This is a genomic window from Pseudomonas sp. A-B-19, assembly GCF_019947515.1.
GTDB lineage: Bacteria > Pseudomonadota > Gammaproteobacteria > Pseudomonadales > Pseudomonadaceae > Aquipseudomonas.
Map to the genome: position 1 here is coordinate 39830 of NZ_JAGYGN010000027.1, position 21840 is coordinate 61669.

The following is a 21840-nucleotide window of genomic DNA, read 5'->3' on the forward strand; positions in this document are numbered from 1 at the left end:
TTCACTGTCCCAATTTACGCGGTTGCCAAGCCTTGATCACCAGCGTGACATCCAGATCGGTGCCATGCAGTTTGATCCGTTCGGGCAGCCAGTAACCGTTCAGTTGGGTATATTCGGTGTACTCGACCTGCCAACCATCCTGTTCGAGACTGGCCAAACGACTGTCGCCGTCCAGCGTCAGACGGCTTTTGCTGTCCGGAGCCGGCAGCCCGCGCACCCACCAGGCCAGGTTGGACACCGGCAACTTCCAGCCCAACTGCTCTTCAAGCAGCACTTCCGGATTCGGTGCGTCGTACCGTCCCTGATTGGCAACTTCCAGCGACACCTTGCCCGGGCGTCCGGTCAGGCGAGCTGCGCCACGGCCCAGTGGTCCGGACAGGCGAATGTCGTAGTAATCCTGGCGCTGCAGCCAGAACAGCGTGCCGCTGCCCGAGTCTTTCGGTGCGCGAATACCGATCTTGCCGTCGATCTGCCAGCCATCAAGGCCCGCAAGCTGCTGTTTGTGCTCGCGCCATTGGGCGGGGTTACCGTGACCCTCGACCGATTCGCGGGGACCCAGGCCCGCGCAACCGGCGAGCAGGGCGATAAAGCTGAAAACGATGAAATGGCGCAAAAACATAATCTTAAAGAGTCTCTGATCCGGTCAGGCGTTTGATGGTGCCGCGCAGGGCCGGGCTGTCAGGCTGTTCCTTGAGGAACTTGCTCCAGACCTGTTTGGCTTCACGCTGTTTGCCATTGGCCCACAGCACTTCGCCCAGGTGAGCGGCGACTTCCTGGTCCGGGAAGCGATCCAGAGCCTGGCGCAACAGGCGCTCGGCTTCGTCGAGATTGCCCATGCGGTAATTCACCCAGCCAAGGCTGTCGAGTACCGCCGGGTCTTCCGGACTGATCTGGTGCGCCTGTTCGATCAGGGCCTTGGCTTCGGCGTAGCGTGTGGTGCGGTCAGACAGGGTGTAGCCGAGGGCGTTCAACGCCATGGCATTGTCCGGATCGCGCTTGATGATCGCGCGCAGGTCTTTTTCCATCTGCGCCAGGTCATTGCGTTTTTCCGCCTGCATGGCTCGGGTGTAGAGCAGGTTCAAGTCGTCCGGGTATTGCTGCAAGGCTTGTTGCAGGGTTTTCCAGGCCTTGTCGCCCTGGTTGTTGGCGGACAAGGCTTCGGCTTCGATCAGGTACAGCTGAACTGCATAGTCGGGCTGCTCATCGCGCTCTGCCGCCAGCTTTCTTTGCGCTTCGGCGGTCCTGCCGTTGTTCATCAGGATGTCGGCCTGGCGCAATTGCGCCGGCAGGAAGTCACTGCCCGGGCCAACTTTGGCGTATTCGATCAGCGCGCCTTGCGGGTCGTTTTGTTCTTCGGCGATGCGACCGAGATTCAGGTGCGCCGAGTCGACGTGGCTTTCCCGGGCGATCAGGTCTTCCAGGTAACCCCTGGCCTCGTTCCAGGCCTTGGCTTCCAGGCAGACCAGTGCCAGGGAGTAACGCAGTTCGTCGTCCTCCGGGTATTGCTGAACCAGGCTCGAGAACTCGGCCTTGGCGTCGTCCATACGGTTCTGTTCAACCAGCATCCGCGCATAAGTCAGGCGCAGGCGCTTGTCGTCCGGGTATTTCTTGATGCTTTTTTGCAGCAGCGGCAAGGCCTCGTCACCGCGATTCAGGGTTTGCAGCAGGCGTGCGCGCAGCAGAATCGGGGCAATTTCGCCGTCGTCCGGCGGATTGTTTTCCAGCAGTTTCAGCGCGCCTCTGGTATCGCCATCCTGTTGCATCAGCAGCGCCTTGCCGAAAATCAGCTGGCTGTTGTCCGGATGACGCTGCAACAAACGGTCGAAGCTTTTCATCAAACCGTTGCGGGTGTCCTGGTCAGTGTCGGCCGCGGACAGCGCGAGGAAGTCGAAATGCGTGTCGCCCTTGCCTTGCAGGACTTTCTCCATATAGACCATGGAGTCGTCATAACGCCCGGCGCGTGCCAGCTGCACGGCGGCGGCGCGTTGCGCTTCGAGGTCGTTGGGGGCGTTTTTGGCCCAGATCAGCGCGGTGTCCAGGGCTGCCTGATCGGCGCCCAGATATTCGGCGATACGGAATGCCCGCTCGGAAATGCCCGGATCCTGGGTGTTGATGGCCTGGGTCACATAGTTGTCCAAGGCAATGTCGAAACGATTGCGCTGGCCAGCCAGTTCGGCACTCAACAGGCTGAAAATGGTTTCCTCGCTGAACGAGCTGTAGACCTTGGGCTTTTCAGGGGCCGGGGTGCTGTCTTCAACCGGCGACGTAGCGTCCGGTGAAACGGGTGCCAAGGCCTGGCAGCCGCTGAGGAAGACAAAAGCGAGGAGCAACGCGGAAGATCTATTCATATAGGAAGAGGACGACTAACCTGCGGTCGGATCATCATGACACAAGCCTTCGGCCAAACATAACCGGCCCGCCATTTTCGCATGAACACCGCCCCCTGTAGGAGCTGGCTTGCCAGTGAAAGCGGCATGACAGACAACCAATCCGTCGAATGGACCATCGCCTTCGCTGGCAAGCCAGCTACAGGGATCGATGTGTGCACATTGATTGTGTGTAAACGAGAACCGCTCGCAACGTGGGCGCCATCTACCGAAGCGATAGATATCGAGTGGTTGTTCTGATTCCGTCGAAGTAGGACAATTACCGGCTTCACGTCACCATCAGCGACTTTGAATGGCCTTCCTTGCACTCGGTATTAACCACAAGACTGCTTCAGTAGACGTCCGCGAGCGCGTGGCTTTTACCCCTGAGCAACTGGTTGAGGCCTTGCAGCAGCTCTGCCGACTCACCGACAGCCGCGAAGCTGCGATCCTCTCCACCTGCAATCGCAGTGAACTCTATATAGAACAGGATCACCTGTCGGCGGAGATCGTGCTGCGCTGGCTGGCCGAATATCATCATTTGAGCTACGACGAGCTGCGCGAAAGCGCCTATGTGCATGAAGATGATGCGGCAGTTCGTCACATGATGCGGGTGGCTTCCGGGCTCGATTCACTGGTGTTGGGCGAACCGCAGATCCTCGGCCAGATGAAGTCGGCCTATGCCGTGGCCCGGGAGGCCGGCACCATCGGGCCGTTGCTAGGGCGGCTGTTCCAGGCCACGTTCAATGCGGCCAAGCAGGTGCGCACCGACACAGCCATTGGCGAGAACCCGGTGTCGGTGGCGTTTGCCGCGGTGAGCCTGGCGAAACAGATTTTCAGCGACCTGCAACGCAGCCAGGCCTTGCTGATCGGCGCCGGAGAGACCATCACCCTGGTCGCCCGCCATCTGCATGAGCTGGGTGTAAAACGTATCGTGGTGGCCAACCGTACCCTGGAGCGCGCCAGTATCCTGGCCGAACAGTTCGGTGCCCATGCGGTGTTGCTGTCGGATATTCCGGCGGAGCTGGTGCGCAGCGATATCGTCATCAGTTCCACTGCCAGCCAATTGCCGATTCTGGGCAAGGGTGCAGTGGAAAGCGCCTTGAAATTGCGCAAGCACAAACCGATCTTCATGGTCGATATCGCCGTTCCGCGCGACATCGAGCCAGAAGTCGGCGAGTTGGACGACGTTTACCTCTACAGCGTCGACGATCTCCACGAAGTGGTCGCCGAGAACCTCAAGAGCCGTCAGGGCGCAGCCCAGGCCGCCGAAGAGATGGTCTCGGTCGGTGCCGAAGACTTCATGGTCCGCCTGCGTGAATTGGCGGCGGTGGATGTACTCAAGGCCTATCGTCAACAGAGCGAACGCCTGCGCGACGAAGAACTGCAAAAGGCCCAGCGCCTATTGGCCAACGGCGCCAGTGCCGAAGAGGTGCTGGTGCAGTTGGCGCGCGGCCTGACCAACAAACTGTTGCACGCACCGAGCGTGCAGTTGAAAAAGCTCTCTGCCGAAGGTCGCCTGGATGCGCTGGCGATGGCCCAGGAACTCTTTGCCCTCGGTGAGGGCTCATCGGATAGCTTTTCGGATAAAAAACCGCAATGAAAGCGTCTCTGCTCAATAAGCTGGATATCCTCCAGGACCGTTTCGAGGAATTGACTGCCCTGCTGGGCGACGGCGAGGTCATTTCCGATCAGAACAAGTTCCGCACCTATTCCAAGGAGTACGCGGAAGTCGAGCCGATCGTTGGCGTCTATAAAGAACTGCTGAAAGTGCAGGATGACCTCGAAGGTGCCCAGGCACTGCTCAAGGACAGCGACCCGGACATGCGTGAAATGGCCGTGGAAGAAGTCCGCGAGGCGAAGGAGCGCCTGGTCACGCTCGAAGCCGACCTGCAGCGCATGCTGCTGCCCAAGGACCCGAACGACGGGCGCAACGTGTTCCTCGAAATCCGTGCCGGCACCGGCGGCGACGAGGCAGCGATTTTCTCCGGCGACCTGTTCCGCATGTATTCGCGTTACGCCGAGCGTCGTGGCTGGCGGGTGGAGATCCTCTCGGAGAACGAGGGAGAACACGGCGGCTATAAAGAGGTGATTGCCCGGGTCGAAGGCGACAACGTCTACGGCAAGCTGAAATTCGAGTCCGGTGCGCACCGCGTTCAACGGGTTCCGGCGACCGAATCCCAGGGCCGCATCCACACGTCGGCCTGCACCGTGGCGGTATTGCCCGAGCCGGACGAGCAGGAAGCCATCGAGATCAACCCGGCCGACCTGCGCATCGATACCTATCGCTCCTCCGGTGCCGGTGGCCAGCACGTCAACAAGACCGATTCGGCAATCCGCATCACGCACCTGCCGTCCGGCATCGTGGTCGAGTGCCAGGAAGAACGTTCACAGCACAAGAACCGCGCCCGGGCGATGTCCTGGTTGTCCGCCAAGCTGAACGATCAGCAGACCTCTGCCGCGGCCAACGCCATCGCCAGTGAGCGCAAGTTGCTGGTGGGTTCCGGTGATCGCTCCGAGCGCATCCGCACCTACAATTTTGCCCAGGGCCGGGTCACCGACCACCGGGTCAACCTGACCTTGTATTCCCTCGACGAGATCCTCGCCGGCGGCGTAGATGCGGTGATCGAGCCGTTGCTGGCCGAGTACCAGGCCGATCAACTGGCAGCGATAGGTGAGTAAATGACGATCATTGCCAGTTTGTTGCGCGCCGCCGATTTACCCGACTCGCCCACGGCGCGTCTGGATGCCGAATTGCTGCTGGCGGCGGCGTTGGGCAAGTCCCGCAGTTTCCTGCACACCTGGCCGGAGCGCATCGTGCCGAGCGAAGCGGCGCTGACGTTCGCCGAATATTTGCAGCGCCGCCGCAGCGGTGAACCGGTGGCCTATATCCTCGGCCAGCAGGGTTTCTGGAAACTGGATCTGGAAGTGGCACCGCACACGCTGATCCCGCGCCCGGATACCGAATTGCTGGTGGAAGCCGCACTGGAACTGTTGCCGGCCACACAGGCCTTGGTACTTGATCTTGGCACCGGCAGCGGCGCGATTGCCCTGGCCCTGGCCAGCGAACGTCCGGCCTGGAGCGTCACTGCCGTGGATCGGGTTCTGGAAGCCGTGGCCCTGGCCGAACGCAATCGCCAGCGCCTGAACCTCAATAACGCCAAGGTACTGAGCAGCCATTGGTTCAGCGCCCTGGAAGGTCAGCGTTTTCAACTGATCATCAGCAATCCGCCGTATATCGCAGCGGCCGATCCGCATCTGGTCGAGGGCGATGTGCGCTTCGAGCCGGCCAGCGCTCTGGTGGCCGGTGTCGACGGGCTCGACGATCTGCGTCTGATCGTCGCCCAGGCACCGGACCATCTGGACGCTGGTGGTTGGCTGATGCTCGAGCATGGCTACGATCAAGCCGAGGCGGTCCGCGATTTGCTGCTGACCCGCGGATTTGAAGAAGTCCACAGCCGCACCGATCTGGGCGGTCACCAACGCATCAGTCTGGGGCGCCTGCCGTGCTGAATGATCAGGAATTGCTGCGTTACAGCCGGCAGATTCTGCTGCAACACATCGATATCGATGGTCAGTTGCGGCTCAAGGAAAGCCGCGTATTGATCGTCGGTCTTGGCGGCCTTGGCGCGCCAGTGGCGTTGTATCTGGCGGCCGCCGGCATTGGCCAGATGCACCTGGCGGACTTCGACACGGTCGACCTGACCAACCTGCAACGCCAGATCATTCACGACACCGACAGCGTCGGCATGACCAAGGTCGATTCGGCGCTCAAGCGCTTGAGCGCGATCAATCCTGAAATTCAACTGATCGCCCATCGCGCGGCACTGGATGAAGACTCCCTGGCTGCCGTAGTGGCAGGCGTGGATCTGGTCCTCGATTGCTCTGACAATTTTTCCACCCGTGAAGCGGTCAATGCCGCTTGCGTGGCGGCCGGCAAACCATTGGTCAGCGGCGCGGCGATTCGTCTCGAAGGGCAACTGTCGGTGTTCGATCCGCGTCGGCCGCAGAGTCCGTGCTACCACTGTTTATACGGTCACGGCAGCGAAGCCGAACTGACCTGCAGCGAGGCCGGCGTGGTCGGTCCGCTGGTGGGGCTGGTCGGCAGTCTGCAGGCGCTCGAAGCACTGAAGTTGCTGGCCGGATTCGGCGAGCCGCTGGTGGGGCGCCTGCTGTTGATCGATGCCTTGGGCACGCGCTTCCGTGAATTGCGGGTCAAGCGCGATCCGGGTTGCAGCGTTTGTGGGTCGAAACATGCGTGAAGCGCCGATTGGCGTATTCGACTCCGGCGTCGGCGGGCTCTCGGTACTGGCCGAGATCCAGCGCTTGCTGCCCAACGAGACGCTGATGTACGTCGCCGATTGCGGGAATATTCCCTATGGCGAGAAAACCCCGGAATTTATCCGGCAGCGTTGCAGCGTGATGGCCGACTTCTTTCAGCAGCAGGGCGCCAAGGCCCTGGTGCTGGCCTGCAACACGGCGACGGTGGCTGGCGTCGCCGACTTGCGCCGCGACTATCCCGAATGGCCCATCGTCGGCATGGAGCCGGCAGTCAAACCGGCCGCCGCCGCAACGCGCTCCGGTGTGGTGGGGGTGCTGGCCACCACCGGCACCTTGCAGAGCGCCAAGTTTGCCGCGTTGCTCGACCGTTTCGCCACGGACGTGAAAGTGATTACCCAGCCCTGTCCCGGGCTGGTTGAACTGATTGAAAACGGTGATCTGCGCAGCCCCGAGCTGCGTCACCTGTTGGCCGGGTATGTCGAACCACTGCTGGCCGCCGGCGCGGACACCCTGATTCTTGGCTGTACCCATTACCCCTTTCTCAAGCCGATGCTGCGGCAGATGATCCCCGAGGACATCAGCCTGATCGACACCGGTGCCGCCGTCGCGCGGCAACTGCAGCGTCTGCTGGCCGAAGGCGAGTTGCTCGCCGAGGGGCCTGCCCGCGAAGCGCAGTTCTGGACCAGTGCCGATCCGCTTCATTTCAGAAATATCTTGCCGATACTGTGGAATACGGCTGGCATTGTGCGAAGCTTCAACAGGTAAGAAAGTCCAAGGGAATCAAACGGAAAATTGGGGGGAACTTCTGATAAATCGCCGATTTCCATAGCTTTGCAGGGCTGAGCAACAAAAAAACCAAACGAAATTGTTCGGAAAGGGAAGTTTCTAATGAAGCGACTATTCTGTTTGGCCGCGATTGCGGCCGCATTAATGGGGCACACCTATACCGCGCAGGCGGCAGGTGTGGAGTTCGCGGTTGGTGAGACCAGTGATTCGACCATGACGTATCGACTGGGCATGCAATTCGATTGGGATCAGAGCTGGTGGCAGAGTGACGTCGGTCGCGTGACCGGTTACTGGAGCGGCGCCTACACCTACTGGGAAGGCGACAAGACCTCGAGCAATAACAGCCTGTCGTTCTCCCCGGTGTTCGTTTACGAGTTTGCCGGCCAGAACGTCAAGCCCTACGTTGAAGCAGGCATTGGCGTGGCGGCGTTCTCCAATACGCGAGTCGAAGACAACAACCTCGGCAGTGCCTTCCAGTTTGAAGACCGGTTCGGTTTTGGTCTGCGCTTCAAGGGCGGCCACGAAGTCGGGGTCCGCGCGACGCACTATTCCAACGCCGGGCTCGCCAGTTCCAACGACGGTGTAGAGAGCTACTCGCTGCATTACACGTTGCCGTTGTAAGCACCACGGTTTCAGCGGGTTGCAAATCCCCCTGTAGGAGCGAGCTTGCTCGCGATGGTCTATCGGCTACATCGATGTCGACTGACACACCATCGCGAGCAAGCTCGCTCCTACAGGGGGCGCGTTGTTTTCCAGTTCAGCGATACGCCGTCGAAATCCTCTGGCGTTCGTCGATGCACTCCGGTGCGCCCATCTCGAACTCCCGGCAGATCAGCGGGCGTTTTTCGTAGATGGTGCACATCATCGTGTTGCGATCCAGCGCGGCACACCAGCCGTCGTCCAGGCGCAGCATCACTTCCCCGCCCCAGTCATCGGTATCGATGAACCGTTCAGGCACACCCGTATCGGTGATCAGCATGACTTCGAGCTGGCAGCAGCAGGCTGCGCAGGTCGAGCAGGTGACCGCGGGTTCCGCGATTTGCGTAAGGGGGATGGTTTTCATGGCGCGCAGTGTAAGGCAGTCACTGGGTGCTGTGTGAAAGGTCTGACGGACGCTCATGTATCGGAACGTCCGCGATACCGCTGCCGAAGATGGCGTTTTTTACGGTTGATCCTTGATCGGCGGCTGGCTGCGCACCATGGGTTTGCCGATCTCCAGTTTCACTTGGTCCGGCCTTTTGGCGAGTGGCCAGAGGGCGGCCATGAACGCTGCCGGAAAAGCGATCTCCGGCGGGCGATCCTTGAGTTTGTCGAAGATGTGCCGTGCGGCTTTCTCCACCGGCCAGCTCAAGGCCATAGGTGAGTCGTTTTTCGACGTCCGCGGAGTCTCGACAACCCCAGGGCTGATTACCGTGAGTTCTATGCCTTCCGGGGCCAGGTCGATGCGCAGGGATTCGAGCAGATAACGCAGCCCGGCCTTCGAAGTGCCACAGGCTTCTGCATTGGGCAGCGGCAGGTAGGTCACCGTACTGGCCATGGCTACCATATGCGGTGCGGTGCCGGCCCGCAGTAAAGGCAGGGCAGCTTCAATGCAATAGCTGCTGGCCAACAGGTTGGTGCGCATTACATGCTCGACAATCGACGCATCGAACTGCTTGGCGTCCACGTACTCGCAGGTGCCGGCATTGAGTATCACGGTGTCCAGCGAACCCCAGTCCTCGGCAATCTGCTCGCCGATCTCGCGGACGGTCTGGCTATTGGTCAAGTCTCCGGCAACCACCAGCACTTGCCCCGGGTAACGTAGCGACAAGTCTTTCAGTGGTGCCACGGTGCGCGAACTGACGGCCAGGTGGGCACCGGTTTTGAGGATCTCTTCGGCAAGGGCGGCACCGATGCCGCTGCTTGCACCCGTCAGCCAGTATCGTCGTGCGAGTGTCTGACTCATCCCAATCTCCTTTTCAGCCAAGCGATTGCCCGGCCCAATACGGGTAAATGTTCATACAACCAAACCCCGGCATTGAAGTCATCCCGGTGGCGGTAATTCATGACCCAACGGCGACGTATTGCCGCGAGGGCAGGTTTTTGAATGCCGTCAACGCACGTGTACGGGAGGTGCTCAGGTCGACGATTGGTGAGGGGTAATCCACAACACCGAAAAGACTGCCGAGATTGGCAGGGTTGTGCACGTCTTTTTTATTCAACCCGGCCAGTTCCGGCAGCCATTGCTTGATGAATACGCCTTCGGGGTCGAATTTTTCCGACTGGCTCAGGGGGTTGAAAATCCGGAAGTAAGGCGCTGAGTCGGTGCCGGTGGATGAACTCCACTGCCAGCCACCATTGTTCGCCGCCAGGTCGCCATCGATCAGGTGACGCATGAAAAAGCGTTCGCCTTCGCGCCAGTCGATCAGCAGGTTCTTGGTCAGGAACATCGCCACCACCATGCGCAGGCGGTTGTGCATCCAGCCGATTGCCAGCAGTTGGCGCATGGCGGCGTCGATGATCGGCAAGCCGGTGCGTGCCTGTTGCCAGGCGGCCAGTTCTTCGGGGGCGTTGCGCCAGGCCAGCGCTTCGGTTTGCGGACGAAACGCGCGGTGCCGGGAAACCCGTGGGTAGCCCACCAGGATGTGTTTGTAGAACTCGCGCCACAGCAGTTCGTTGATCCAGGTGACGGCGCCGGTCCTGCCGCTTTCGAATTCACCTTGATTGCTGTTCAAGGCCGCGTGCAGGCACTGGCGTACAGAAATAACCCCGGCGACCAGATAGGCCGAGAGCTGACTGGTGCCGGGCTTTGCCGGGAAATCCCGTTCGCTTTGGTAGCGCTCGATCTGCACCTCGCTAAAGCTGTCGAGGCGATGCCGGGCTTCGGTTTCGCCCGCCGGCCACAGGTTGCGCAGGTTCTCATCGGGTGTTGCGAAGCCGTCGACACTCGCGGGGATCGCATCGCTGGCAATGTTCAGCGGCGCTTGTTTGTGCGGCGCGCAGACCAGGCTGGGCAGCGAGTGGTGCAGTCGTTCGTAGCAGGCTTTGCGAAACTGGCTGAAGACCTGAAAGTAAGTGCCGGTGCGGGTCAGCACGCTCCCGGGCTTGAACAGCAATTGATCGAGGTAGCGGCGAACTTCGATACCTTCGGCCTTTAGCGACTGGGTGACGGCTGCATCGCGGCGGGATTCGTGGATGCCATACTCTTCGTTGAGGTACACAGCCTCGATCCGCAACTGTCGGCACAGGTTCAGCAATACGCTGGGTGCGTCATCCCAGCGCGGTGCCAGGCGGACCAGCAGGGGAATGTTCAGTTGACCCAGTTCGCGGCTCAACTCGCGCAGGTTACGCAGCCAGAAGTCCACTTTGCAGGGCGCATCGTCGTGCTCCAGCCATTGTTCCGGGCTCAGCAGATACACCGCCACGCAGGGGCCGCGAGCCGCGGCGGCCGAGAGAGCGGTGTTGTCATGCAGGCGCAAGTCGCTGCGCAGCCAGATCAATTGCATTTTGGTAACCACGCGATTCATTTAAATCAGCCCGTGCTGAACGAATGCCTGATGGGCCGACAACGGATCCTCGGCCAGGTACAGATCAGCGATCTGGGCAGTACTTGCGGACAACTCGGCGTGGTAGATGCATACCGTTGGTCCGGCAATCATTTTTGGGCAATTGATGCCTTTGAAAAGTTTCAGCAACTGTGCCGGATTCTGGGCTTTGCTTGAGTAGAGCAGAACGGCGCGGGGTTGTAGAAGTTCGACCGCCAATGCCAGTTCGCCGACAGGCAGTGGCCAGTCGAAGACTTCCACCGGACAATCTGCGCTACTGATCAGCCAGGCCGTTAGCCAAAGGTGTGGCTCCATGGGCAGGTCCGAGTGGTTGACCAGCAGTAGCGGCGCAGTGCGCAACTGACGATTGTTGTGGTAGATGCGCGCACCGAACTTGCTGCGCAGCCAGGCACAAAAAAAGCTCTGCTCCATCTGCGCCCCGAACTGGCCTTGCCAGCGTTGCTCCAAAGCGGACAGCAAGGGCATCAGCAATTGCTCGCACAGGGTTCGTGGCGGATATAGCGCCATTGCCTGATTGACGCTGTCATCCAGGGCGCGTTCCTGCAACCGGCTGACCGCCTGCATCAACGTTTGCAGCAAGATGTACCAATCGTTGTCGACGGACCCGCTGAAGGCTTGCGGGGTGTCGAGCAATGGCTTGACCTGGCTGACGGCAACGCCGCGGTTGAGCCAGGTGAGGATGGTCTGGATGCGTTGTACGTGGTCGGCCGAGAACATCCGATGGCCCTTGGGCGTGCGCAGCGGCACGATCAGGCCGTAGCGTCGCTCCCAGGCGCGCAAGGTCACGGCATTGACCCCCGTTTGCCGCGCCACTTCTCGGATCGGCAGCCAGCCTTCGTCCAACGCCTTTTTACAGTCATCGCCGAAGTCTTTGCTGGCGCTGGTGTCGAGTGCTTTTTTCATCAGATGGCGTTTCGCAGGCTGAGGTTTTCCGGGTGCGGTTGCAGGTAAACCTGCCGTGCGATGTACGGATCGGGGTGTTGGCGAAAGTGATGCTTGAGCAGTGTCAGCGGTACCACCAGCGGCACGATGCCCAGGCGGTACTGGCTGATCACGTGTTGCACTTGCTGCTTTTCTTCACGGCTGATGACCTGTTTCAGGTAGCCACTGATGTGCTGCAGGACATTGGTGTGAGTGCGACGGGTGGCGCATTTTTTCAACGCCGACATCAATTCGCTGAAATAGCGCGGGCCAAGCTCCTCCGGATCGGTATGGCCCATGTTGCCCAGCAAATGGCCGAGGGTTTTGTATTGCACCGGGTTGTGGGCCATCAGCAGGTATTTGTAGCGCGAGTGAAAGTCCGTGAGACTGCGACGGGTCAAGCCTTCCTGGCACAACTGCTGCCAGGCGCCATAGGCGAACATGCGGGTGAGGAAGTTTTCCCGCAGCGCCGGACCGTTGAGCCGGCCGTCTTCCTCCACCGGCAAGTTCGGGTGTATCAGGCAGGCGCTGATGGCGATTTTCGGTTTGGCGGGGGCGTGAAGCATCGGAGCACCTCGAATCTGAACCTGTACAAAAAAATTGGTCTGTACAAGATAACTTCATCATAGATTCGAAGTTGTACAAGTCAAATTTTATGTACAGGTTTTTGGTGGTGCAATGCCCCTGCAGGAGCTATCGAAGGCTCCTGCGATCATTGCAGGTGCGCATGCAAACGGCGCGCGGCTTCCTGACCGCTGAGCCAGGCCCCTTCGACACGCCCGGACAGGCACCAGTCGCCACAGGCGTACAGCCCCAGGTCGGCATCGGCCAGGGTGCCCCACTCTTTACTGCTGGCGGGGCGGGCGTAGAGCCAGCGGTGGGCGAGGCTGAAGGTCGGTGCGGGCATGGAATCGTGCAGCAGTTCGGCGAAGGCGCCATGCAGCTGTTCGATCACGGCTTCCTTGGGCAGGTCAATGTGCTGGCGACTCCAGGCGCTGGTGGCGTGTAGCACCCAGGTGTCGAGGGTGTTGTCGCGCCCGGGTTTGCTGCGGTTGCGGGCCAGCCAGTCGAGTGGGCTGTCCTGGACGAAGCAGCCTTCCATGGGCGTTTCCAGCGGCGTTTCGAAGGCCAGGGCGATGGCCCAGGTCGGGTCCATTTTCACCCCGGCGGCGGCACCCGCGAGTTTCGGCGCTGTTGCCAGCAGAGCCGTGGCTTGTGGGGCCGGCGTGGCGATGACCACGTGGCTGAACGGTCCGTGGGTGAAGCCCTCGGCGTCCTGCAGGTGCCAGTGCTCTTCACCGCGATAGACCTCGGTGATACGGCAGGCGAAATGCACTTCAAGGTCACCGAGCAGGGCGCGGGTGATGGCACTCATACGCGGCGTGCCGACCCAGCGGGTCTGCTCGTCCGGCGACAGGTTAAGCTGGCCGCCATGATAGGTGTACAGCTGCGGTGTCCACTCGGCGACCCAACCCTCGGCTTGCCAACGCTGGACTTCGGTGACAAAGCGCCGGTCACGTGCGGTGAAATATTGCGCACCCATGTCCAGCGCCCCCGCATCGCTGCGCTTGCTCGACATGCGCCCGCCACTGCCGCGGCTTTTATCGAATAATTGAACCACATGCCCGAGGTCGGTCAGAGCCTGGGCGGCGGAGAGTCCGGCAATGCCGGTGCCAATGATTGCGATAGGTACAGTCATAGGGGCCTCGTTTACCTTTCTGTACAGACTACGCCGGGGCTCAAACCTGTACAATAATGTTTTTTGGTATAACTTTTAGCGTTCTTGTTCTGAGAGCTTGGCCTATTGTTAAACACAGAACCTGCTCGATACCAAAGATCCCTGCTTATAAAAATAGACTAATGGACAGGGTAAAACGCCACGCGAGGAAGAAGTCATGCACATATTGCTGACCGGCGGTACTGGTTTGATAGGACGTCAGCTTTGCCGGCACTGGTCGACTCAAGGATATCGCCTGACAGTCTGGAGTCGTCAGCCTGAAAAAGTCGCGAAAATATGTGGTGCCCAAGTACGTGGAATTGCCCGGCTGGAGGATCTGGGGCAGGAGCCGGTGGATGCGATCATCAATCTTGCCGGAGCGCCGATTGCCGACCGACCCTGGACGCACAAGCGAAAAGCCTTGTTGTGGAGCAGTCGCATCACGCTCACCGAAACCCTGCTGGCGTGGCTCGAAAGTCGCGAGCAGAAACCCCGGGTCCTGATTTCCGGTTCGGCTGTCGGCTGGTATGGCGACGGCGGCGAGCGTGAACTGACCGAGGACTCAGGGCCGATCAGTGAAGACTTCGCCAGCCAGTTATGCATCGCCTGGGAGGAGACTGCACAGCGGGCCGAAGCGATGGGCATTCGCGTCATTCATATCCGTACCGGGTTGGTGCTGTCGGCGGAGGGGGGCTTTTTGTCGCGGCTGTTACTGCCGTTCAAACTGGGTCTGGGAGGGCCGATCGGTAACGGCCGGCAGTGGATGCCGTGGATTCATATCGACGATCAAATCGCCCTGATTGATTTTCTTCTGCATCGCAACGAGGCCAGCGGTCCCTATAATGCGTGCGCGCCCAAACCGGTGCGCAACCGCGAGTTTGCCAAGGCGCTGGGCGACGTGCTGCATCGCCCGGCGTTCATGCCGATGCCGGCCTTCGCATTGAAGGTGGGGTTGGGCGAGTTGTCCTTGCTGTTGCTGGGGGGCCAGCGCGCCACCCCGGTGCGTTTGTTACAGGCTGGTTTCACTTTTCAGTTCACGGATTTGCGCGCGGCTCTGGACGATCTGTCCGGTCGCCTTTGAAATAGGACGTTGCATGACCGATCACGCATTGCTTCTGGTCAACCTGGGCTCACCTGCCTCCACTTCGGTGGCGGATGTGCGCAGCTACCTCAATCAATTTCTGATGGACCCGTACGTGATCGACCTGCCATGGCCGGTTCGACGATTGCTGGTGTCGCTGATCCTGATCAAGCGTCCCGAGCAGTCGGCCCATGCTTATGCCTCGATCTGGTGGGACGAGGGCTCGCCGCTGGTGGTGCTCAGCCGTCGCCTGCAGCAAGCCATGACCGCCCAGTGGCACCACGGTCCGGTCGAACTGGCCATGCGTTACGGCGAGCCTTCGATCGAATCGACACTGGTTCGCATGGCTGGGGCGGGGCACAAGCGAATCACGCTGGCGCCGCTATATCCACAGTTCGCCGACAGCACCACCACCACGGTCATCGAGGAAGCCAAACGCGTAGTGCGCGAGAAGAACCTCGACGTGCAGCTGTCGGTGCTGCAACCGTTCTACGACCAACCGGAATACCTCGATGCGCTGGTGGCCACGACCAGGCCCTACCTGGAGCAGGATTTCGATCATTTGCTGATGAGCTTTCACGGCTTGCCGGAACGGCATCTGAAGAAGCTCAACCCTGGTCACAGCTTCGAGGGTGGTGGTGATTGCTGCGCCGGTGCGCCGCCGGAAGTGGTCGCCACCTGTTATCGCGGCCAGTGCCTGCGTACGGCGGCAGAGTTTGCCAAGCGTATGGGGCTGCCGGAGGGCAAGTGGTCGGTGTCGTTCCAGTCGCGTCTGGGGCGCGCCAAATGGATCGAACCCTACACCGAAGCGCGTCTCGATGAGTTGGCCAAAAGCGGCGTGAAAAAGATTCTGGTGATGTGCCCGGCGTTCGTTGCCGATTGCATCGAGACACTGGAAGAGATTGGTGATCGCGGCAAGGAGCAATTCCGCGCAGCGGGAGGAGAAGACCTGGTGCTGGTGCCGTGCCTCAACGATGACCCGCATTGGGCGCGGGCGCTGAGTGCTTTGTGCGAGCGCGCGCCGTTGGCGCTTTAAAAGCTTCGCCGGCAAGCCGGCTCCTACAGTTTTTGCGTCCATCTGTAGGAGCCGGCTTGCCGGCGAAGGCATCATCAGCCGCGATAAAGATTCAGAACCTAGATCAGCGGTTCCTGCGCTTTCTTGTGCTTCCAGCTGTCATTGCCCGGCAGGATCAGGTTCAAGCCAATCGCCACCACCGCGCACAGCGCGATGCCCTTGAGGCCGAAATCGTCCGGCCCGGTGCCGGTGCCGATCAGCACGCCACCGATCCCGAACACCAGGGTCACCGAAACAATCACCAGATTGCGCGCCTCGGCCAGATCGATCTTGTGGCGAATCAGCGTGTTCATCCCCACTGCCGCGATCGAACCGAACAACAGGCAGAGAATCCCGCCCATCACCGGTACCGGAATGCTTTGCAGCAGTGCACCGAACTTGCCGATAAACGCCAGGCTGATGGCGAAGATCGCCGCCCAGGTCATGATTTTCGGGTTGTAGTTCTTGGTCAGCATGACTGCGCCAGTCACTTCGGCGTAGGTGGTGTTGGGCGGGCCACCGAACAGACCGGCCGCCGTGGTGGCAATGCCGTCGCCGAGCAGGGTGCGGTGCAGGCCAGGTTTTTTCAGGTAATCGCGACCGGTCACGCTGCCCACGGCAATCACGCCGCCGATGTGTTCGATGGCCGGAGCCAGGGCCACCGGAACGATGAACAGGATCGCCTGCCAGTTGAATTCCGGCGCGGTGAAGTTCGGGATGGCGAACCATGGTGCCGCTGCAATCTTCGCGGTATCGACCACGCCGAAATAGAACGCCATGGCAAAACCGACCAGCACGCCAGAGATGATCGGCACCAGGCGGAAGATGCCCTTGCCGAAAACCGCGACGATCAGCGTGGTCAGCAGTGCGGGCATCGAGATCATCATCGCCGTCTGGTAATGAATCAATTCACTGCCGTCGCCGGCCTTGCCCATGGCCATGTTGGCGGCAATCGGCGCCATGGCCAGGCCAATCGAGATGATCACCGGTCCGATCACTACCGGCGGCAGCAGGCGGTCGATGAAACCAGTGCCTTTGATCTTCACCGCGAAGCCGAGGAAGGTGTAGACGAAACCCGCGGCCATCACACCGCCCATGGTCGCGGCGAGGCCGAACTGGCCCTTGGCGAGAATGATCGGGGTGATGAAGGCAAAGCTCGATGCCAGGAACACCGGCACCTGACGCCCGGTGACGATCTGGAACAGGATCGTCCCCAGGCCGGCCGTGAACAGCGCCACGTTCGGGTCAAGGCCGGTGATCAGCGGCATCAACACCAGGGCGCCGAAGGCCACGAACAGCATCTGTGCGCCGGACAGCACCGTGCGCCAGAGCGGATCGTTGAACTCTTGTTGCATGCTCACGCGTCCTTCTGCTTGGTGCCGAAGATCTTGTCACCGGCATCGCCAAGCCCTGGGATGATGTAGCCGTGTTCGTTCAGTTTCTGATCGATGGAAGCGGTGTAGATGATCACGTCCGGGTGAGCTTTCTCAACGGCGGCGATGCCTTCTGGCGCGGCGACCAGCACCATGGCGCGGATGTCCTTGCAGCCGGCTTTTTTCAGCAGGTCGATGGTGGCAACCATCGAGCCGCCGGTGGCGAGCATCGGGTCAATGATCATGGCCAGGCGTTCGTCGATTTCCGGTACCAGTTTTTCCAGGTAGGTGTGGGCTTCGAGGGTTTTCTCGTTACGGGCCACGCCGACGGCACTGACTTTGGCACCCGGGATCAGGCTGAGTACGCCTTCGAGCATGCCGATGCCGGCACGCAGGATTGGCACCACGGTGATTTTCTTGCCGGCGATTTTCTCGACCGATACGGTGCCGCACCAGCCTTCGATATCGTAGGCTTCCAGCGGCAGGTCTTTGGTGGCTTCATAGGTCAGCAGGGCGCCGACTTCCTGAGCGAGCTCGCGGAAATTCTTCGTGCTGATGTCTGCGCGGCGCATAAGGCCAAGTTTATGACGAATCAGCGGGTGGCGGATCTCATGGATGGGCATGGTGAAAGGCTCCGGCGGCGGGCAAAAAAACCGGTCTAGATTAATCTATCCGAGGGTGTTGTCCTATAGACATGCAGTACGTTAGTCCACAAAGGCTTGATCTGGCCTCGCTTGATGCGTACCTTTGCCCGCTTTTCCGAATCCGTCCCTCCCCTCAACCCCCCTGGAGAGCGCCATGTCCGCTGATCTCGAGCATATCCGTCAAATCATGCGAGAGGCTGACTGCCTGTACACCGAAGCTGAAGTCGAGGCGGCCATCGCTCGCGTCGGTGCACAAATCAACGATCAACTGGCGGACAGCAATCCGGTGGTGTTCTGCGTGATGAACGGCGGGCTGATTTTCTCCGGCAAGCTGCTCACCTACCTGCACTTCCCGCTGGAAGCGTCCTACCTGCACGCCACCCGCTATCGCAACGAAACCAGCGGCGGTGACCTGTTCTGGAAAGCCAAGCCCGAAGTGTCCTTCATCGACCGTGATGTGCTGATCATCGACGACATCCTCGACGAAGGTCACACCCTGGGCGCGATCATCGACTTCTGCAAACACGCTGGCGCACGTAAAGTGCATACCGCTGTGTTGATTGACAAAGACCACGACCGTAAGGCCCGTCCGGACCTCAAGGCCGATTTCGTCGGTCTGCCGTGCATCGACCGCTACATCTTCGGCTACGGCATGGACTACAAAGGCTACTGGCGTAACGCCAACGGGATTTTCGCCGTTAAAGGAATGTAAGACATGGATACGCCTCGCTTTCTGGATCAGACCTTGTTCGCCGAGCTGGCCGGGAAAGCCGCGGCCAATCCTCGTGGGCGCCAGCATCACAACTTCCATCAGATGGAAGACGCTTGCCATCGCATGGCGGTGGGGTTGCAGCCGTCCACGTATATCCCGCCTCACCGGCATTTGGGCGACAACAAGGCCGAAACCCTGTTGGTCCTCAAGGGGCGGCTGGGCGTGTTGATCTTCGATGAGTCCGGTACGGTGCTGAGCAAGACCGTGCTTCAGGCCGGTGGCGACTGTGTTGGCGTGGACCTGCCTACGGGCGTGTTCCATGGCCTGGTGGTGCTCGAAGCCGACAGCCTGATGTTCGAGTGCAAGGCGGGTCCCTATCGTCCGGTCGGCGAAGGTGAGCTGGCTCACTGGGCGCCGCGTGAAGGCGAACCTGGTGTGGCCGAGTATCAGGCCTGGATGCGCGCGCAGTTCGATTGATACATGCCTTCTGTAGGAGCGAGCTTGCTCGCGATGAACTTGAAGGCGACGCATGCTTCCAGACAGCACGCGTTATCGTTCACGCCCATCGCGAGCAAGCTCGCTCCTACAGGGGCGTGATAGAGTGCCCGGCCCCGCCCTCCGGAGCCTGTCATGAGCCGTTTGATCCGCTGCTGCGCCGCCCTGTTGCTGACCTTCAGCCTGCCCCTGGCCGCGGCCCCCATGCACAGTCAATTTCTGCCGCCGGATGATCTCGCTCTGCGCGATGCCGATCCCGAGCAGCAGCAACTGATGCAGGTCACCGATTATTCAGTGGTGGTCGGTGCCCAGCGTCAATCCAATCAACAACCGATTCCGGTCACGTCGCCTTTAATGATTCGTCTCAAGGGCAAATCCTTGAGCAAGGGCGCGACCATCAGTCAGGTACTTGTCAATTTCGATGGCGAAAGCAAAAGCCTGAAGAAGCCGGTCTACGACGATAAGAGCAAAACCTTGACCCTCTATTACCCGCTCGCTCAATACCGAGTGGTGATCGATTTGCTGCGCAACGACACGGTGTATTGCCAGTTTCTCAGCTACGCCAATGGCCATGTCTGGGCCGATCTGCACACCGGCAGCGCTCGTGCGCGTTGAGCCCTGTGCCTGCGCAGGGGTAAACTGCCCGCCCCGTGTAATGTCTGCGAGCTGGAGTCGGCAATGCGTAAAGATAAAAAACAAGTGATTGGTGACGAGATCGGCGATGAGCAGATCAAGTTGTTCCTCGATTTCGAACCGGTCGACGCGACTTCTCCGTCCCTGCACAAACTGGTCAAGGCCTACCGTGGCCTGCGCATCGACGATTTCGAGCGTTTCCTGACGTTCTTCGTCGAAGCGGGTTACGACGTGAATGGCAAGGATGAGCACGGCAATGACTTCGTTGCCCTGATCAAGGATCAGCGTAATGCCGCCGAGTACATCGAGCTGATCAACAAGGCTCGCGGTTAAAATCAAGAGATCGCAGCCTCGCTACGCTCGACAGCTCCTACAAATGGTTCGCTCTACCTGTAGGAGCTGTCGAGCGTAGCGAGGCTGCGATCTTTTAAAGGCACAAAAAAACGCCCCGCTCTCAGTGAGAACGGGGCGTTTTTCATAAGGCCGAATCAAGCGTAGCTTTCGGTCTCGTTACTGGCTTCAACCAGTTCCAGGGCAACGTTGTTGTGCGCATTGATCTTGCGATACAGCGCAGCGTCGGTTTCCAGAACCTTTTCCCGGGCCGGGAAGATTTCGGCCAGCTTGGTGGCCCATTCGCCCCTGGCTTTGTCCGGGAAGCATTTTTCGATCAGCTCAAGCATGATCGAAACGGTCACCGAGGCACCTGGCGAAGCGCCGAGCAGTGCCGCCAGGGAGCCGTCCTTGGCCGCGACCAGTTCGGTACCGAATTGCAGGATGCCGCCTTTTTTCGGGTCTTTCTTGATGATTTGCACCCGTTGGCCGGCCACTTCCAGGCGCCAGTCTTCGGCTTTCGCCAGCGGGTAGAAGCGACGCAGGGATTCCAGGCGCTGCTCCATCGACTGCATCACTTCGCTGACCAGGTACTTGGTCAGGTCCATGTTGTTTTTTGCCACGGACAGCATCGGCCCGATGTTGCCGGCACGAACCGACATCGGCAGGTCCATGAAGGAACCATGCTTGAGGAACTTGGTGGTAAAGCCGGCGTACGGTCCGAACAGCAGGGACTTCTTGCCGTCGACTACGCGGGTGTCCAGGTGCGGCACGGACATTGGCGGCGAACCCACGGCAGCCTGGCTGTAGACCTTGGCCTGGTGGTGCTTGACCACTTCCGGGTTGTCGCAACGCAGCCACTGGCCGCTGATCGGGAAGCCGCCGAAACCTTTGCTCTCTTCGATACCAGAGGCTTGCAGCAGCGGCAGTGCCGCGCCACCAGCGCCGAGGAAGACGAATTTGGCATCGACTTCACGGGTGTTGCCGCTGTTGACGTCCTTGATGCTGACGGTCCAGCCACCGTTGCTGCGCTTGAGACCGGTCACGCGCTTGCAGTACTTGACCTGGGCATCAGGCGCGCTGGTCAGGTGCTTGAGCAACTGGTTGGTCAGGGCGCCGAAGTTGACGTCGGTGCCATTGATCACGCGGGTCGCGGCGAGGGTTTCGCCAGGATCGCGGCCAGGCATCATCAGCGGCATCCACTCGGCCATCCTGGCCTTGTCTTCGGTGTATTCCATGTCGGCGAAGGCGTGGTGCTTGCTCAGCACCTTGAAGCGCTCCTTGAGGAAGGACACGCCGCTGTCGCCCTGCACGAAACTCAGGTGTGGCACCGGGCTGATAAACGATTTGCACGAGCCGAACGTGCCTTTTTTGGTCAGGTACGACCAGAACTGCTTCGACACCTCGAACTGGGTGTTGATGTGCACGGCTTTCTTGATGTCGACGGTGCCATCGGCGGCCTGCGGCGTGTAGTTGAGCTCGCACAGCCCGGCGTGACCGGTACCGGCGTTGTTCCACGGATTGGAACTCTCCGCGGCACCGGAATCCATCAGCTCGACGACTTCCAGCTTGATCGCGGGGTCGAGCTCTTTGAGCAGTACCGCCAGGGTGGCACTCATGATGCCGGCCCCAACCAGTACTACGTCGACTGCTTCGTTATGCGCCATTTAACGCGTCTCCAAAATCTGCAGCACCAAATTGTCGGCATGGCTGCCAGGAGTGACGGGGCGTGTCAGTGTTGCCCCAGGTACCCATGGCAGGATCGCCATGTCCGAATCTTCGTAATTTATCGCAACTTCGACGGACGCTACCTGCCGGGCCTATGAGCCATATGAACTCATTTCAGCGCGCGGGAGGCAATTCGACTTATGGTCGATACATCCGTTTGTGCAACCAAATCCG

At 60.2% G+C, this 21840-nt stretch carries 22 protein-coding genes and 2 pseudogenes; 12 read left to right on the forward strand and 12 right to left on the reverse strand.

The features are described from left to right. Position 1 precedes the first annotated feature (1 nt). On the reverse strand, positions 2 to 619 hold the full coding sequence (gene lolB / locus KGA81_RS24120; RefSeq protein ID WP_108214859.1) for a lipoprotein insertase outer membrane protein LolB: 618 nt from the start codon (positions 617 to 619) through the stop codon (positions 2 to 4). 4 nt (positions 620 to 623) lie between these two features. After that, positions 624 to 2348, reverse strand: coding sequence for a tetratricopeptide repeat protein (locus KGA81_RS24125; protein ID WP_223549166.1), 1725 nt, complete (start codon positions 2346 to 2348; stop codon positions 624 to 626). 331 nt (positions 2349 to 2679) lie between these two features. On the opposite strand from KGA81_RS24125, the gene hemA reads away from it, so the two are divergent. The 6 genes from hemA (at position 2680) to KGA81_RS24155 (ending at position 8054) form a co-directional block, all read left to right on the forward strand. Further along, complete coding sequence (hemA, locus tag KGA81_RS24130; RefSeq protein WP_223549168.1) at positions 2680 to 3969, forward strand: glutamyl-tRNA reductase; 1290 nt, start codon at positions 2680 to 2682, stop codon at positions 3967 to 3969. Further along, positions 3966 to 5048 (forward strand): peptide chain release factor 1, encoded by a 1083-nt coding sequence (prfA, locus tag KGA81_RS24135; RefSeq protein ID WP_223549171.1) that lies wholly within the window; start codon positions 3966 to 3968, stop codon positions 5046 to 5048. The genes hemA and prfA overlap by 4 nt, the downstream gene beginning before the upstream one ends. Then, positions 5049 to 5879 (forward strand): peptide chain release factor N(5)-glutamine methyltransferase, encoded by an 831-nt coding sequence (prmC, locus tag KGA81_RS24140; protein ID WP_223549173.1) that lies wholly within the window; start codon positions 5049 to 5051, stop codon positions 5877 to 5879. Next, positions 5873 to 6628, forward strand: coding sequence for a molybdopterin-synthase adenylyltransferase MoeB (locus KGA81_RS24145; RefSeq protein WP_223549175.1), 756 nt, complete (start codon positions 5873 to 5875; stop codon positions 6626 to 6628). The genes prmC and KGA81_RS24145 overlap by 7 nt, the downstream gene beginning before the upstream one ends. After that, entirely contained in the window at positions 6621 to 7412 is a 792-nt protein-coding gene (gene murI / locus KGA81_RS24150; RefSeq protein ID WP_223549176.1) for a glutamate racemase, read from the forward strand. The genes KGA81_RS24145 and murI overlap by 8 nt, the downstream gene beginning before the upstream one ends. Before the next feature lie 123 nt (positions 7413 to 7535). Then, positions 7536 to 8054 (forward strand): acyloxyacyl hydrolase, encoded by a 519-nt coding sequence (locus KGA81_RS24155; RefSeq protein WP_223549178.1) that lies wholly within the window; start codon positions 7536 to 7538, stop codon positions 8052 to 8054. Between the two features lie 136 nt (positions 8055 to 8190). On the opposite strand, the gene KGA81_RS24160 is transcribed toward KGA81_RS24155, so the two are convergent. From KGA81_RS24160 to KGA81_RS24190, 7 genes and pseudogenes are all read right to left on the reverse strand, one after another. Beyond that, the gene (locus KGA81_RS24160) at positions 8191 to 8496 is read right to left on the reverse strand and encodes a YkgJ family cysteine cluster protein (protein ID WP_223549180.1); all 306 of its coding nucleotides are present in this window, start codon (positions 8494 to 8496) and stop codon (positions 8191 to 8193) included. Positions 8497 to 8595: 99 nt separating this feature from the next. Then, on the reverse strand, positions 8596 to 9378 hold the full coding sequence (locus KGA81_RS24165; protein ID WP_223549182.1) for an SDR family NAD(P)-dependent oxidoreductase: 783 nt from the start codon (positions 9376 to 9378) through the stop codon (positions 8596 to 8598). Continuing rightward, positions 9375 to 9473: pseudogene (locus KGA81_RS24170) on the reverse strand (nuclear transport factor 2 family protein); the annotation flags it as partial. The gene KGA81_RS24165 and the pseudogene KGA81_RS24170, both read right to left, overlap by 4 nt. 2 nt (positions 9474 to 9475) lie before the next feature. Continuing rightward, positions 9476 to 10918 (reverse strand): deoxyribodipyrimidine photo-lyase, encoded by a 1443-nt coding sequence (gene phrB, locus KGA81_RS24175; RefSeq protein ID WP_223549184.1) that lies wholly within the window; start codon positions 10916 to 10918, stop codon positions 9476 to 9478. A gap of 21 nt (positions 10919 to 10939) precedes the next feature. Further along, on the reverse strand, positions 10940 to 11881 hold the full coding sequence (locus tag KGA81_RS24180) for a MerR family transcriptional regulator (protein ID WP_223549186.1): 942 nt from the start codon (positions 11879 to 11881) through the stop codon (positions 10940 to 10942). Next, a pseudogene (locus tag KGA81_RS24185) lies at positions 11881 to 12423 on the reverse strand (YbgA family protein); the annotation flags it as partial. The pseudogene KGA81_RS24185 and the gene KGA81_RS24180, both read right to left, overlap by 1 nt. A gap of 188 nt (positions 12424 to 12611) precedes the next feature. Continuing rightward, positions 12612 to 13598: an NAD(P)/FAD-dependent oxidoreductase gene (locus KGA81_RS24190; RefSeq protein ID WP_223549188.1), complete on the reverse strand. Its 987-nt coding sequence runs from the start codon at positions 13596 to 13598 to the stop codon at positions 12612 to 12614. Between the two features lie 196 nt (positions 13599 to 13794). Here KGA81_RS24190 and KGA81_RS24195 point away from each other — a divergent pair, with 196 nt between their 5' ends. Continuing rightward, the gene (locus KGA81_RS24195) at positions 13795 to 14697 is read left to right on the forward strand and encodes a TIGR01777 family oxidoreductase (RefSeq protein WP_223549191.1); all 903 of its coding nucleotides are present in this window, start codon (positions 13795 to 13797) and stop codon (positions 14695 to 14697) included. A 13-nt stretch (positions 14698 to 14710) separates the two neighbouring features. Further along, on the forward strand, positions 14711 to 15733 hold the full coding sequence (gene hemH / locus KGA81_RS24200; protein WP_223549193.1) for a ferrochelatase: 1023 nt from the start codon (positions 14711 to 14713) through the stop codon (positions 15731 to 15733). 98 nt (positions 15734 to 15831) lie between these two features. On the opposite strand, the gene KGA81_RS24205 is transcribed toward hemH, so the two are convergent. After that, positions 15832 to 17106 carry a uracil-xanthine permease family protein gene (locus KGA81_RS24205; RefSeq protein ID WP_223549195.1) on the reverse strand — a complete coding sequence of 425 codons (1275 nt, stop codon included), beginning with the start codon at positions 17104 to 17106 and terminating at the stop codon, positions 15832 to 15834. A gap of 2 nt (positions 17107 to 17108) precedes the next feature. Further along, the gene (upp, locus tag KGA81_RS24210) at positions 17109 to 17747 is read right to left on the reverse strand and encodes a uracil phosphoribosyltransferase (RefSeq protein WP_223549197.1); all 639 of its coding nucleotides are present in this window, start codon (positions 17745 to 17747) and stop codon (positions 17109 to 17111) included. Positions 17748 to 17922: 175 nt separating this feature from the next. Here upp and KGA81_RS24215 point away from each other — a divergent pair, with 175 nt between their 5' ends. The 4 genes from KGA81_RS24215 (at position 17923) to KGA81_RS24230 (ending at position 19941) form a co-directional block, all read left to right on the forward strand. Continuing rightward, a complete protein-coding gene (locus tag KGA81_RS24215; RefSeq protein ID WP_008045996.1) occupies positions 17923 to 18480 on the forward strand; it encodes a hypoxanthine-guanine phosphoribosyltransferase in 558 nt (185 codons plus the stop codon). Positions 18481 to 18483: 3 nt separating this feature from the next. Next, positions 18484 to 18957 carry a WbuC family cupin fold metalloprotein gene (locus tag KGA81_RS24220; RefSeq protein ID WP_223549199.1) on the forward strand — a complete coding sequence of 158 codons (474 nt, stop codon included), beginning with the start codon at positions 18484 to 18486 and terminating at the stop codon, positions 18955 to 18957. Between the two features lie 153 nt (positions 18958 to 19110). Continuing rightward, positions 19111 to 19590, forward strand: a complete 480-nt coding sequence (locus KGA81_RS24225; protein ID WP_223549202.1) for a hypothetical protein — start codon at positions 19111 to 19113, stop codon at positions 19588 to 19590. Positions 19591 to 19653: 63 nt separating this feature from the next. After that, entirely contained in the window at positions 19654 to 19941 is a 288-nt protein-coding gene (locus KGA81_RS24230; RefSeq protein WP_218426680.1) for a PA4642 family protein, read from the forward strand. A gap of 155 nt (positions 19942 to 20096) precedes the next feature. Here KGA81_RS24230 and mqo read toward each other — a convergent pair whose 3' ends face one another. Continuing rightward, the gene (mqo, locus tag KGA81_RS24235; protein WP_223549204.1) at positions 20097 to 21605 is read right to left on the reverse strand and encodes a malate dehydrogenase (quinone); all 1509 of its coding nucleotides are present in this window, start codon (positions 21603 to 21605) and stop codon (positions 20097 to 20099) included. Positions 21606 to 21840 lie beyond the last annotated feature (235 nt).